Source organism: Streptomyces sp. NPDC015661, from assembly GCF_043077765.1.
GTDB lineage: Bacteria > Actinomycetota > Actinomycetes > Streptomycetales > Streptomycetaceae > Streptomyces.
The window spans coordinates 288,538-301,526 of record NZ_JBIBST010000011.1; the positions used below are offsets into that span (position 1 = coordinate 288,538).

Below are 12,989 nucleotides of genomic sequence, written 5' to 3' on the forward strand. Positions count from 1 at the left end.
CCGGGGGTCAACTCTCCCGGCCCGCGCCCGCGTTGCGCGCCCCGTAACCCATGGCCGCCGCGCCGCCCGCGAGCACGGCGACGGTCGTGAGGGCCACCGGCAGGGAGAACCAGTCGGCGAGGAAGCCGATCGAGGGCGGGCCGAGGAGCATGCCCCCGTAACCGAGGGTGGAGGCCGTCGCCACGCCGCCGGGGCCGGCGATCGCGCCGGCGCGGGCCACGGCGACGGGGAAGATGTTCGCGAGGCCGAGTCCGGTGACGGCGAAGCCGAGGAGCGTGGCCCAGACGCTCGGCGCGAGCGAGCCGAGCAGCATCCCCAGGGCGGCGACGGTACCGCCCGTGACCAGGGTGCGGGTCTGGCCGAGGCGTTCGAGCAGTGCGGTGCCGGAGAGGCGCCCGGCGGTCATGGTCAGCGCGAAGACGGAGTACCCCGCCGCGGCCACGCCCGGATGCGCGTGCAGGTCCTGCGTGAGGTGGAGGGCGCCCCAGTCGGCCAGGGCGCCTTCTCCGTACGCCGTGCAGAGTGCGATGACACCGAAGACGAGGACCGTGCGGCGCCCGCCGGAGGGCCCGGAGCCGGACGGTGCCGGAAGGGTCTCGGGAACCACGGGGGAGGGGTGACGCAGGAGTGCGGGACCGGCGGCGGCGGTCAGGGCGAGACCGACCACGGTGAGGCCGAGGAGATGGCTGGTGGGGGAGAGGCTCCCGGCGAGCAGTCCGCCCAGGCCCGCGCCGAGCATGCCTCCCAGGCTGAACGCGGCGTGGAAGCTCGGCATCACCGGCCGCCGCAACGCGGCCACGAGATCCACGGCGGCACTGTTCATGGCGACGTTGATCCCACCGTACGCGGCGCCGAAGACGAGGAGCACGAGACCGAGCGCGAGCGGGGACCGGGTGAGCGCGGGGAGGGCGACCGACAGGGAGAGGAGGACACCGGTGGCGACCGTGACGGCGTGGGAGCCGTACCGGCGGCAGAGCCGCCCGGTCAGCGTCATGGTGATCACGGCGCCGGCGGACACTCCGAGGAGGGCGAGGCCGAGGTCGCCGGCCGAGGCGCCGGTCTGCTGCTTGACGGCGGGGATCCGGACGACCCAGCCGGCGAACAGGAAGCCGTCGAGGGCGAAGAAGAGGGTCAGGGCGGAGCGGAGGCGGGACAGGGAGTGGGCGGCGGTGTCTCCGCCGGGGCCCCCCGATACGGCCGTCCGTACTTTGTTTAGTAGCGGCACAAACTCAGGATAGGGTCCGACGGCGGCGGCAATCAAGCGGGGCGACACCGCGAGCCCCGAGGCTCTGCCCCCGCCCCCGCGACCTGCCTCCGCCCGGGGGCCGCCCCGCCCGCCCGATCATGGGAGACTCACCCCCATGAACGGCAAGGCGACGACGACCCGGACACGGCTGGACAGGGGGCGTAACGCGCTCGGCCCCGCGCTGGAACTGGTGCACACCGGCAGGGCCCCGACCCGGGCCGTCCTCACCGCCGAACTCGGCGTCACCCGGGCCACGGCCGGCGCCGTCGCGGCCGAGCTGGAGGCCCTCGGCCTGATCCGCGTCGACTCCAACCCCGGTGCCGCCGCCGGCTCCCAGGGGCGGCCCTCGCACCGCCTGGCCGTCGACGAGAAGGGCCCCGTCGCCCTCGCCGCCCAGGTCCACGCGGACGGCTTCCGTGCCGCCCTCGTCGGACTCGGCGGCACCATCGTGGCCACGGCCCCCGGCTGTGTCACCGTCTCCGCGGACCCCGCCCAGGTCCTGGGCGCGGTGGTCGACGCGGGCGCCGCGCTCCTCGCGGAGAGCGGCCGCCGCTGCGTGGGCGCGGGCCTCGCCGCGCCCTCCGCCGTCGCCGAACCCGAAGGCACGGCCCTCAACCCACTCCACCTCGCCTGGCCGGCCGGAGCGCCGGTCCGGGAGATCTTCGCCGAGCGCGTACGGGCCGCCGGCATCGAAGGCCCCGCGTTCACCGGCAACGACGTGAACCTCGCCGCGCTCGCCGAGCACCGCCACGGCGCGGGGCGCGGCGCGAGGGACCTGCTCTGCGTGGCGACGGGCCACCGCGGCGTCGGCGGGGCGCTGGTCCTCGACGGCCGTCTCCACACCGGCAGTTCGGGCCTGGCCCTGGAGGTCGGCCACCTCACGGTGAACCCCGAGGGCCGCCCCTGTCACTGCGGCAGCCGTGGCTGCCTGGACGTCGAGACGGACCCGCTCGCGTTCCTCACGGCGGCGGGCCGCACCCCCGGCCCCGAGATCTCGCTGCTCCAGCAGTCCCGCGACCTGCTGCGCACGAGCCCCGGCGACCCGGGTGTCCGGGTGGCGGTGGGGGAGTTGATCGACCGCCTGGGTCTGGGCCTGGCCGGCCTGGTGAACATCCTCAATCCGGACCGCATCATCCTCGGCGGGCTCCACCGCGAGCTCCTGGACGCGGACCCCGAGCGGCTCCGTGCGGTGGTCGCGGACCGCAGTCTGTGGGGACGCAGCGGCGGGGTGCCGATCCTTCCGTGCACCCTGGACCACAACAGCCTGGTGGGCGCGGCCGAACTGGCCTGGCAGCCCGTACTGGACGACCCGCTGGCGGCCCTGGGCCGCGAGGCGGCCTGACGGGGAACCCCGCCACTCGCTCCGCGCCCCGGCAACCGGTTGCGGTTCGTGACACGAACTAATATGGTTCGTGTTACGAACTTAAATAGTCGTGGGGGAAGGACGAGACAATGACCGAACGACAGGTGGTCTTCGGCTTCGGCGCGCACAGCGGCTTCGAGGACGGCCCGGAGCTGCTGCGCCGCGTGCGGCGGGCCGACGACGACGGGCTCGACCTCTTCTCGCTGTCGGACCATCCGTACCTCGGCGGACGTCTGGACGCGTACGCCTCCCTTGGCTTCCTCCTGGGCCGTACGAGCCGGATCGCGGGCTTCGCCAACGTCACCAACCTGCCGACCCGCCCCGCCCCGGTGCTCGCGCGGACGGTCACGACGCTGTCGGCGCTCAGCGAGGGCCGGGTCGTGCTGGGCATGGGCGCGGGCGGGCTCTGGGACCGGATCGCCGACATGGGCGTGCCGAAGCTCTCGCCGGGCGAGGCCGTCGAGGCCTTCGAGGAGGCCATTCTCCTGATCAAGAAGCTGTCGGGCGGGGGCCCGCCGGTCACGTTCGAGGGGCGTCACTACCGCGTGCGCGAGCTGGAGACCACGCCCGTCGCGGCCCCGCCGGTCTGGACCGGGTCGAACGGCCGCAAGTCCCTGGCCGCGACGGGCAGGGTGGCGGACGGCTGGATCCCCGGCCACGCGGCGGACTGGCTGAGCGAGCGGTACCGGACGTCGCGGCCGGTCATCGACGAGGCGGCGGAGTCGGTGGGGCGCGACCCGCGGGAGATCCGGACGGTCTACAACCTCCCGGGACGCATCACGGAGCGGCCCCTGCCGGCCACCCGGGACGCGGAGGGGCGCTGGATCGGAGGCTCGGCCGAGCAGTGGGTGGAGGAGCTGACCGGAGCCGTGCTGGACCACGACGCCTCGGGCTTCGTGCTGTTCTCGCCGGGCGGCGGCGCGCAGGACGTCGACGCACTGGCCCGCTGGGGCGGTGAGATCGTCCCGGCCGTGCGCGAGGCACTGGCGAAGGAACGCGGCTGACGAGCCGCACCCCCCGGAGAACGCGGCTGACGAGCCGCAGCCCCGCCCCGGAGAACGCGGCCGGCGAGCTGCACCCCCCGGAGAACGCGGCCGGCGAGCTGCCCCCCGGAAAGCGCGGCCGACGAGCCGCACCCCCCGGGGAGAGGTCACCCCTGAAGGGCCCCGGGGTCTGGGCGCCCCTCGGCCAGCGCGGCGAGCCGGTCGAGGGCCATGCGCGTGCCCGTCTCGTTGTCGGCGGCCGGAACGGCGTCCGGGACCCCCTCGTGGACGACCCGCACCTCGGTCCCGCCGCCGATCTCGGTCAGCGTCGTCGTGAGGATCATGGTGCCGTGCAGCAGGGGGTCGGGCGTCTCGAACTCGATGCTCTCGACGACCCGTTCGTACGGCACGAGCTCCAGGAAGGTGCCGTGGTAGGTGTCGGTGCGGGCCCCCGACTTCCCGGCGCCCTCGGGCGACTCGTACCGCAGCGACACCCGGAAGGCGCCCCCTTCGCGCGCCTCGAAGGCGTGGACCTCGCAGGTCATGCCGTACGGAACCCGCCAGCGGGCGACGGCGTCCGGATCGAGGAGCGAGCGGTAGACGACCGACGCGGGGGCGTCGATGTGGTGGGACACGCGCGTGGTGTACACGCCTCCCAGGTTAGGTCCGCACCGGTGACGACGCCGCCCGAAAACGGGTGCGCGGCGGACGGGGCACGGCGTAACGTTTCGCTTCATGATCACTTCCGACTCCACGTCCGAACTCCCCCCGCGCCTCGGCAGCCTCACCTTCCACGGCCCCCTCTCCGAGGCTCGCGCCACCCGCCTGATCGAGCGGCTCGCGGCCACCGCGCCCGCCGACGTGCTCGACATCGGCTGCGGCTGGGGCGAGTTGCTCCTGCGCGTCCTGGAGTCGGCCCCCGCCGCGAAGGGCACCGGCATCGACATCAACGCCGAGGATCTGGCCCGCGGCCGCGACCTCGCCGAGGTGCGCGGGCTCGCCGACCGGGTGACCTTCGTGGAGGAGTCGGCGCTCGGCACCGACCGGGGCCCCGTCGACGCGGTCCTCTGCCTCGGGTCGAGCCAGGCGCTCTGTGACCCCGAACTGCCGTACGACCCCGCCGCCGTCCTGCGCGAGCTGCGCCGGCTCGTCCGGCCCGGTGGGCGGGTCGTGCTCGGCGAGGGCTTCTGGGAGCGCACGCCCACCGAGGCGGAGCTCGCCGGGATGTGGCCCGGTGCGAGCACCGGCGACCACTTCTCCCTCGGCGCGCTCGTCGACCTCGCCATCGAGGCGGGGTTCCGGCCCGCGTGGATCGAGACGGCGAGCGCGGAGGAGTGGGAGGAGTTCGAGTCCGGCTACCGGTACGACACCGAGGTCTGGCTCGCCGCGAACCCCGCTCACCCGCTCGCCGAGGAGACGCGCGAGCGCGTCGACCGGCAGCGTTCGACCTGGCTGAACGGCTACCGGCGGGTCCTCGGCATCGCCTACCTCACCCTCGTCGCCGTGGCCTGAGGTCTCACCACTGCCGTCCGGCGCCGAGCGCCGAGCGGCCCGGCGCCGACAGATGCAGCACCCGGAAGCGCTCGCCCTCGTCGGCGGGGGCTTCCGGGCCCGCCCACAGGGTGAAGCCCAGCAGCTCCCAGTGCCGGGGGTCCACCGCGAGGGCGGAGGCCACCACCCCGTCCCGCCGCGCCTCGCGCGCGTGCCGGGCCACGGCCTCCGCCACGGCCTCGCCCGGCGGGACGCCCTCCCCGAGCGGGATCCTCCGGCGCGTCGCGGAGCCCGGCGCCGAGGCGGACGCCGGCCCCTCCTCGTAGGCCAGGCCCGTCCAGTGCTGCACCACCGGCCGGCCGAAGTCGTTCACGATGCCCTGGAAACCGGCGCCCCAGAGGAAGGAGTTCATGCCCTCGGGGGTGGCCCAGAGGTAGAACGGCGCGTACTGGTTGACGGGCGAACCGGCCTCCCGCTCCCGGATCAGATAGGCCTTGAGGCCGAGTCCGGGGAACGCGTCGAGGAGATGGCCCTTGCTCGCCACCCGCTTGCGGATGATCTCCATGTCGTAGTCGGCGGGCAGGGTGATCTCGTACTGCATCGCGTGCACGGGAAGGCTCCGTTTCTTCAGCGCGGCATGGGGGCGAGCAGGGCGAGCAGTCCGCGTACGGCGGTGTCGAAGGGGGCGCGCGAACCCGTCGCGCGGGCCAGCACGTAGCCGCCCTGCACGGTCGCGAGGACCGTCGCCGCGATCGCCTCCGGGTCGAGACCGCCGCTCAGCTCGCCACGGTCCAGGCCCTCCCGGACGACCTCGGCGAGCCGGCCGCGCACCCGGCCGAGCACCTCCTCGACCGGTGCGCGCAGCTCCGGGTCCGCGATGACCTCCGGGTCCATGGTCAGCCGGCCCACCGGGCAGCCGCGCAGGACGTCGCGCTCGCGCAGCAGGTACGCCTCGATGCGGGCGTACGCCGAACCCCCGCCGCCGAGGACCGCCTCGGCCGCCGCCCCCAGCTCCTCGGCCGAGCGCCGGATGGCGGCGAGCGCCAGGTCCTGCTTGCCGGCGAAGTGGTGGTACATGCTGCCCTGGCCCGCGCCCGCCGCCTGCTGGACGGCCTTGGGGCTCGTGCCGACGTAGCCGCGCTCCCACAGCAGTTCGCGGGTCGCCTCGATCAGCCGCTCCGAGGTGTTCATGCTCATGACGGCACTGTACATACCAGTAGGTACAGAGCGGAAGGGGTACCGACCGGGGCGACGTACTCCCGCTGTCGTACGTCAGGAGCCGCTGCCCGTACGACGACCCGGACCCCCTTCCGGAGGGAGCCTCGAACCACGGACAACACACCGAGGAGCTGAACCCTCATGAACACACTCGCCTACGCGGGCCCCGGCCCGTGGGTCCTCTTCTTCCCCCTCGTCTGGGCCGCCGTCGTCATCGGGATCGTCACCGTGGCACGCCGGGCCGGCTGGCGCCGCGGACGCGATTTCCGCTTCGGCGGGGACTTCCGCCGCGACAACGGACCGGACGAGAACTCGCCCATCGCCCTGCTCGGCCACCGCTTCGCGGCCGGGGAGATCGACGAGGACGAGTACTGGCGGCGCCTGAGCGTCCTGGAGGAGCAGTTCGGCCGCGCCGCGAACCCCAAGGGGCGCCGGACATGACCACCCCCGCCCCGCTCCCCGCCGCCCGCGTCGTCGACGCCGTGAAGGTCTACGGCCGCGGCGACACCGAGGTCAGGGCCCTGGACGGGGTGAGCGTCGGCTTCCCCGCCGGCCGCTTCACCGCCGTCATGGGCCCGTCGGGCTCCGGCAAGTCCACCCTCATGCACTGCGCCGCCGGACTCGACACCCTCACCTCCGGCGCCGCCCTCGTCGGCGACACCGACCTGTCCACGCTCGACGACCGGCGCCTGACCCTGCTGCGCCGCGACCGGATCGGCTTCGTGTTCCAGGCCTTCAACCTGCTGCCGACCCTCACCGTCGCCGAGAACATCACCCTCCCGCTCGACCTCGCGGGACACACCGTCGACCGGGAGCGGTTCGACCGGCTCGTCGACACCGTCGGCCTGCGCGACCGGCTCCACCACCGGCCGAGCGAACTCTCCGGCGGACAACAGCAACGCGTCGCCGTCGCCCGGGCCTTCGCCGGCGACCCCGATGTCGTCTTCGCCGACGAACCCACCGGCAACCTCGACTCCCGCTCCGGCGAGGAGGTCCTCCGGCTGCTCGGCCGTACGGTCCGCGACACGGGTCGCACCGTCGTCATGGTCACCCACGACCCGGTCGCCGCCGCCCACGCCGACGAGGTGATCTTCCTCGCGGACGGCCGGCTCGTCGACCGCATGACGGGTCCCACCGCGGACCGCGTCCTCGACCGCATGAAGGCCTTCGAGACCAAGGCCGGGCACCCGACGGAACCCGCCCTCTCCCACGGAGGCGCGCCATGAACACCCCCGCCACCCTCCGCCTCGCCCGCTCCTCCCTCCGCGCGCACCGGCGCCGCTTCCTCGGCACCTTCGCCGCCGTCCTCCTCGGCGTCGCCTTCCTCACCGGCACCCTCGTCATGGGCGACACCCTCCGCGCGAGCTTCGACTCGATGTTCACGAGCGCCACCCGGGGCACGGACGCCATCGTCCGCAGCTCCGTCACCGTGACCGCCGCGGGCGAGGCCCAGGGCACCCGCGGCCCCGTCGCCGCCGCCCTCGCCGAGCGCCTCGCCCAGGTCCCCGGGGTCGCCGCCGCCGCGCCCCGCATCGAGGGCGCGGGCCAGCTCCTCTCCGCCGACGGCAGCCCCGTCGGCGGCAAGGGCCCGCCCACCCTCGCGGGCAACTGGATCGCGGACCCCGCCCTCAACCCGTACCGCCTCGCCGAGGGCCGCCAGCCGAGCGCCCCCGGCGAGGCCGTCGTCAACCGGGGCGCGGCGAAGACGGCCGGTCTCGCGATCGGCGACACCACCGTCCTGCGCACCCCCGACCCGGTGAAGATCACCGTCGTCGGCCTGGCCACCTTCGGCGGCGCGGACGGCATGGGGCAGGTCACCTGGACCGGTCTCACCCGTGCCGACGCCGAGAAGTACCTGACGGCGCGCCCCGGGGAGGCCACGAGCATCGCCGTACGCGCCGGGCCCGGCGTCTCCCAGGAGGAGCTGGTCGCGGCGCTGACGCCGGCCCTCCCCGACGGAGTCGAGGCGATCACCGGTCAGCAGGCCGCCGAGGAGAACACCGAGATGATCTCCGGCCGCTTCCTCGACCTCTTCACCACCTTCCTCCTCGTGTTCAGCGGGGTCGCCGTCCTCGTCTCCGTCTTCACGATCCACAACACCTTCGCGGTCCTCGTCGCCCAGCGGACCCGCGAGAACGCCCTGCTCCGCGCGATCGGAGCCGCCCGCCGACAGCTCGTCACCGGCACCCTCGCCGAGGCGCTCGCCGTCGGACTGCTCGCCTCCCTCGCCGGCCTCCTCGCCGGGATCGGCGTGGCCGCCGGGCTCCAGGCGTTGTTCCCCGCGATCGGCTTCCCCTTCCCCGAGGGCGACCTCGTCGTCTCCGGCACCTCCCTCGCACTGCCGCTCGGCGTCGGGCTCGCCGTCTGCGCCGGTTCGGCGCTCCTCCCGGCCGTACGGGCCGGGCGCACGGCCCCGCTCGCCGCGCTCCGCGAGACGGACGTGGACGCCTCGGGCACCTCCCGCCGCCGTGCCCTGACCGGCGGCGCCCTGCTCGCCACCGCCGTCGGCACGGTCCTCGCCGGCGTCCTCGGCACGCCGTCGCTGTGGCTCGCCGCGACCGGGGCGGCGCTGGCCGTCGCCGCGTTCGTGGTCCTCGGACCCGTCGCCGCCTCGCTCGCCGTACGGGTGCTCGGCCGTCCCCTGCGCGGCGTCAACCGGGGCCTCGCCCGCCGCAACGCCCTGCGCAGCCCGGGCCGCACGGCGGCGACCGCCACCGCCCTGATGATCGGCGTCGCCGTCGTCACCCTCTTCACGGTCTTCGGCGCCTCCCTGAAGGCGACCATGGACCGGACCGTCGACCGCTCCTTCGCCGGGGACGTGGCCATCGGCGCGCCCTCGTTCGGCGCGGGCGGCAGCGGGCTCAGCCCCCGCCTCGCCCCGGCGGTCGCCGCGCTCCCCGAGGTCGACACGGCCGTGGGCCTGGGGCGCGGCGTCGCGGAGGTGGACGGCCGGGGCCGCGCGCTGACGGTCACCGACCCGGCCGCGCTCGCCCGGACGCTGGACCTGGGCGGGGTACGGGGCTCCCTGAGCGGACTCGGTACGGACGGGCTCGCCGTCGCCGCCGACGAGGCCGCGGGCTCCGGTCTGGCACCCGGCCGGACCGCCGTCCTCACGTTCACCGACGGCAGCCGGCACACCTTCACGGTCCGCGCGGTGTACGAACGTTCCGACCTCGCGGGCGACTACCTCGTCACCCGGGAGGCCTGGGCCCCGCACCGCACCCAGGACGCCGACCGGCTGGTCGCCGTGTCCTTCAAGGACGGTGTCGCCCCCGAGGAGGGCAGGACGGCCGTCACGAAGGTCGCCGACCGGTACGGCCATCCGGAGGTGCAGACCCGGGACGAGTACGCGGAGGCCTCGGCGGGCGGCATCGACATGATGCTCACCCTCGTCTACGCGCTCCTCGCGCTCGCGGTCCTGATCGCACTGCTCGGCATCGCGAACACGCTGACGCTCTCGGTCCACGAACGGACCCGGGAACTGGGCCTGTTGCGGGCCGTCGGACAGACCCGCGCCCAGCTGCGGGCCATGGTCCGCTGGGAGTCCGTCCTGGTCGCCGCCTTCGGGACGGTCGGCGGACTCGCACTCGGAGGCTTCCTCGGCTGGGTCCTGGTCCGCGCCTCGGGCGACAGCGCCTTCGCGTTCGCCGTACCCACCGTGCGGCTCGCGGTCGTGGCCCTGGTCGGCCTGGTGGCGGGAGCCGTGGCGGCCTGGAGGCCGGCCCGGCGGGCGGCCCGCCTGGAGATCCTCCGGGCGATCGCGACGGAGTGACGGACGCGCCGCTGCCTCTCAGCCCGCTCGGCCCGCGAGGACCGGGCGGGCGACCGACGGCGCCGGCACCGGCTCGGCAGGCGAGCTGAGCGGCACGCCGGGGAGCCGGCTGTAGCCGACGCCCGCGAACGGGGCCTCGATCGTGACGCCGTACCCGGCGCGCGCGCACTCCTCGACGGGGTCGCCGACGGGCGGCGCCGTGAGGGTGAACCACACGACCTTGCCGTCGGCGCCGCACGGCCGGATGCCCCAGCTCTCGCTGACCGCACCGACGATGGTGAGCCCCCGGCCGGAGGTGGCGAGCGCGTCGAGATCGTCGACCGGGTCGGACACCTCCGCCTCGCAGATCTCGGGGAGGCGGGGATCGTGGTCCCGTACGGAGACGGTGAGACGGTCGAGCAGCAGCTCGAGCTCGACCGTGCAGTGCTTGTCCGGCCTGGCGTGGCGGTGCACGTTCGTCAGAAGCTCCGTCACGCCGAGAACGGCCTGGTCGACCAAGGCGTCCAGCTGCCAATGTCGGAGATGCGCGGAGATGATGCGGCGGACCTGTCCGATCCGCGACGGCAGGGCCTGAAGCTCCACCGCGTAGTACCTGCTCGGCTCGCTGATCACGGCTGCGACTCCCCGAAGTGGTCCGGAAGAAGACGAAGATTCGGATCTGACATGCGGTACAGACGGGCAGTGGCGACCTGATCGCAGCGTCACCACCGCAGAACCCTCAGTGAGGTGGGTTCCAGCCTGGACCAGCCGTGACCGCCCCGCAACTCGCCGCGAGCCGCCGCAGCTCAGGACCGTCCCGCGGCCCTCTTCAGCGCGGCGAGGAACCGCCCCGACGCCTCCGCGTCACCGCCGTCACGGCCGCGGTCGCCGTCGGCGTGCAGCTTCAGCCGGTACCGCGTGCCGTTCACGGTGGCCACCGTCTCGTCCGCCTTCGCGAACCACGGCCGCCCCGCCCGTACCGCCGAGACCGGCGCACTGTCGATCTCGCTGCCGTAACTCGTGAGGAGCGCGAGGCGGCCGTCCTCGATCCGCACCTCACCCGCCCGCGTCAGCGAGCGCGGCCAGCGCGCGATCCGTACACCCCTGGCGCTGAACTCGGGCTCCGCCATGCCGATCCGCCCCTTTCACCCGGTTGCCGTACCCAGTGTGCCGGGCCCTCGCCGCCCGCACCAGTAGCCCTGCGGAAGGGCGTCCACAAGGCAGGCCTATGGATCGTCAAAGGGAACGTTTGCCCAGGTGAGAGCGGTATTGTCGGCACTGGGGGACCCCCGAGGCGACACGAGGAGAGCGACGGATGAGCACCACCCACGAGACCGCGGCCGCGGCGGCCACCGTCGACGTCGACCGCAGCGACCCGGCGTACCGGTCGTGGCTGAAGGAGGCCGTGCGCAAGGTCCAGGCCGACGCCAACCGCTCCGCCGACACCCATCTGCTGCGCTTCCCCCTCCCCGAGAAGTGGGGCATCGACCTCTACCTCAAGGACGAGTCGACCCACCCCACGGGCAGCCTCAAGCACCGCCTCGCCCGCTCCCTGTTCCTCTACGGGCTCTGCAACGGCTGGATCCGCCCCGGAAAGCCCGTCATCGAGGCGTCCAGCGGCTCGACCGCGGTCTCCGAGGCGTACTTCGCGAAGCTCATCGGGGTCCCCTTCATCGCCGTCATGCCCCGCACGACCAGCCCCGAGAAGTGCCGGCTCATCGAGTTCCACGGCGGGCAGTGCCACTTCGTCGACGACTCGCGGACGATGTACGAGGAGTCCGCCGCGCTCGCGGAGCGCACCGGCGGCCACTACATGGACCAGTTCACCTACGCGGAGCGGGCCACCGACTGGCGCGGCAACAACAACATCGCCGAGTCGATGTACCAGCAGCTGAAGCTGGAGCGCTACCCGGAGCCCGCGTGGATCGTCGCCACCGCCGGCACCGGCGGCACCTCCGCGACGATCGCCCGCTACGTGCACTACATGCAGCACGACACCCGGATCTGTGTCGCCGACCCCGAGAACTCCTGTTTCTTCGACGGCTGGACGCACCACGACCCCAACGCCACCGCCGACTGCGGCTCGCGCATCGAGGGCATCGGCCGCCCCCGCATGGAGCCCAGCTTCGTGCCCGGGGCCATCGACCGCATGATGAAGGTCCCCGACGCGGCGAGCGTCGCCGCCGTCCGCGCCCTGGAGACCGCGATCGGCCGCAAGGCCGGCGGCTCCACCGGGACCGGACTGTGGAGCGCCTTCAAGATCGTGGCCGAGATGGTCGCCCACGAGCGCACCGGCAGCGTCGTCACCCTCATCTGCGACCCCGGCGAGCGGTACCTCGACAAGTACTACTCCGACGACTGGCTGGCCGCCCAGGGTCTGGACATCGCCCCCTACTCCGCCGCTATCGAGCGTTTCCTCGCGACGGGGGTCTGGCCGGAGTGAGCCGCCGGTCCAGCCGGCGCGCCGCGTCCCGGAAGGAGAACCCCACGCCCGGCGCCGCGAGGCGCAGCGCGAGCCGGAACGGGGCCGCGCCGTCGGCGGCCATGGTCCAGCGCAGAAGGGTGCCCGTGCCGGTGGGGGAGAGGGTCCACTCCTCCGCCATCGCGGTCACGCCGGGGGCGTTCGTCGTGTCGACCCGGTAGGCGTAGCGGAGGTCGGGCTCCGAGGCCAGGATCGTCTCGTCGAAGGCGATCCCGCCCCGCAGCCGGACCGTCCGGCCGGCGCCGTCGCCCGTCGGGACGGCGGAGGTGACGGCCGTGAACCAGGACGGCAGGCTCCCCACCTCCACGGCGACGGACCGGTACACGGCGGGTGGGGGCGCGGCGAGGGTGGCGGTGAAGACGAGGCGGACGGGCGCGGACACGGTGAAGTCGAGCTCCACCGGCTGCAGTCGGCGTGCCATGGGCCCTCCCGGGGGACGCGATCGGATGCAGCAC

The 12,989-nt window shown here is 74.2% G+C and carries 14 protein-coding genes; 7 read left to right on the forward strand and 7 right to left on the reverse strand.

Features of this window, described 5'->3' with window-relative positions:
- Positions 1–7 precede the first annotated feature (7 nt).
- On the reverse strand, positions 8–1,225 hold the full coding sequence (locus ACF07V_RS29170; protein ID WP_392158599.1) for an MFS transporter: 1,218 nt from the start codon (positions 1,223–1,225) through the stop codon (positions 8–10).
- Positions 1,226–1,361: 136 nt separating this feature from the next.
- Between ACF07V_RS29170 and ACF07V_RS29175 the strand changes: the two genes are divergently transcribed.
- Positions 1,362–2,588, forward strand: a complete 1,227-nt coding sequence (locus tag ACF07V_RS29175; RefSeq protein ID WP_392158601.1) for an ROK family protein — start codon at positions 1,362–1,364, stop codon at positions 2,586–2,588.
- A gap of 110 nt (positions 2,589–2,698) precedes the next feature.
- The gene (locus ACF07V_RS29180) at positions 2,699–3,613 is read left to right on the forward strand and encodes an LLM class flavin-dependent oxidoreductase (RefSeq protein ID WP_392158603.1); all 915 of its coding nucleotides are present in this window, start codon (positions 2,699–2,701) and stop codon (positions 3,611–3,613) included.
- Positions 3,614–3,759: 146 nt separating this feature from the next.
- On the opposite strand, the gene ACF07V_RS29185 is transcribed toward ACF07V_RS29180, so the two are convergent.
- Complete coding sequence (locus ACF07V_RS29185; RefSeq protein ID WP_392158605.1) at positions 3,760–4,242, reverse strand: SRPBCC family protein; 483 nt, start codon at positions 4,240–4,242, stop codon at positions 3,760–3,762.
- Positions 4,243–4,327: 85 nt separating this feature from the next.
- Between ACF07V_RS29185 and ACF07V_RS29190 the strand changes: the two genes are divergently transcribed.
- On the forward strand, positions 4,328–5,104 hold the full coding sequence (locus ACF07V_RS29190) for an SAM-dependent methyltransferase (protein WP_392158607.1): 777 nt from the start codon (positions 4,328–4,330) through the stop codon (positions 5,102–5,104).
- A gap of 4 nt (positions 5,105–5,108) precedes the next feature.
- On the opposite strand, the gene ACF07V_RS29195 is transcribed toward ACF07V_RS29190, so the two are convergent.
- Entirely contained in the window at positions 5,109–5,693 is a 585-nt protein-coding gene (locus ACF07V_RS29195) for a DUF4865 family protein (protein ID WP_392158609.1), read from the reverse strand.
- Between the two features lie 17 nt (positions 5,694–5,710).
- Positions 5,711–6,295, reverse strand: a complete 585-nt coding sequence (locus tag ACF07V_RS29200; RefSeq protein ID WP_392158610.1) for a TetR/AcrR family transcriptional regulator — start codon at positions 6,293–6,295, stop codon at positions 5,711–5,713.
- 147 nt (positions 6,296–6,442) lie between these two features.
- Here ACF07V_RS29200 and ACF07V_RS29205 point away from each other — a divergent pair, with 147 nt between their 5' ends.
- The 3 genes from ACF07V_RS29205 to ACF07V_RS29215 are packed head-to-tail and all read left to right on the forward strand — an operon-like array spanning position 6,443 to position 10,073.
- Positions 6,443–6,742 (forward strand): SHOCT domain-containing protein, encoded by a 300-nt coding sequence (locus ACF07V_RS29205; protein ID WP_392158611.1) that lies wholly within the window; start codon positions 6,443–6,445, stop codon positions 6,740–6,742.
- Positions 6,739–7,527: an ABC transporter ATP-binding protein gene (locus tag ACF07V_RS29210; RefSeq protein ID WP_392158613.1), complete on the forward strand. Its 789-nt coding sequence runs from the start codon at positions 6,739–6,741 to the stop codon at positions 7,525–7,527. The genes ACF07V_RS29205 and ACF07V_RS29210 overlap by 4 nt, the downstream gene beginning before the upstream one ends.
- Positions 7,524–10,073 carry an ABC transporter permease gene (locus ACF07V_RS29215; RefSeq protein WP_392158615.1) on the forward strand — a complete coding sequence of 850 codons (2,550 nt, stop codon included), beginning with the start codon at positions 7,524–7,526 and terminating at the stop codon, positions 10,071–10,073. Before ACF07V_RS29210 ends, ACF07V_RS29215 begins: the two co-directional genes overlap by 4 nt.
- 18 nt (positions 10,074–10,091) lie before the next feature.
- Here ACF07V_RS29215 and ACF07V_RS29220 read toward each other — a convergent pair whose 3' ends face one another.
- Entirely contained in the window at positions 10,092–10,685 is a 594-nt protein-coding gene (locus tag ACF07V_RS29220; protein ID WP_392158617.1) for an ATP-binding protein, read from the reverse strand.
- A 173-nt stretch (positions 10,686–10,858) separates the two neighbouring features.
- Entirely contained in the window at positions 10,859–11,182 is a 324-nt protein-coding gene (locus ACF07V_RS29225; RefSeq protein WP_392158618.1) for a hypothetical protein, read from the reverse strand.
- Between the two features lie 185 nt (positions 11,183–11,367).
- Here ACF07V_RS29225 and ACF07V_RS29230 point away from each other — a divergent pair, with 185 nt between their 5' ends.
- Entirely contained in the window at positions 11,368–12,495 is a 1,128-nt protein-coding gene (locus ACF07V_RS29230) for a PLP-dependent cysteine synthase family protein (protein WP_392158619.1), read from the forward strand.
- On the opposite strand, the gene ACF07V_RS29235 is transcribed toward ACF07V_RS29230, so the two are convergent.
- Entirely contained in the window at positions 12,455–12,955 is a 501-nt protein-coding gene (locus ACF07V_RS29235) for an SRPBCC family protein (protein ID WP_392158620.1), read from the reverse strand. The genes ACF07V_RS29230 and ACF07V_RS29235 overlap by 41 nt on opposite strands.
- Between the last annotated feature and the right edge of the window lie 34 nt (positions 12,956–12,989).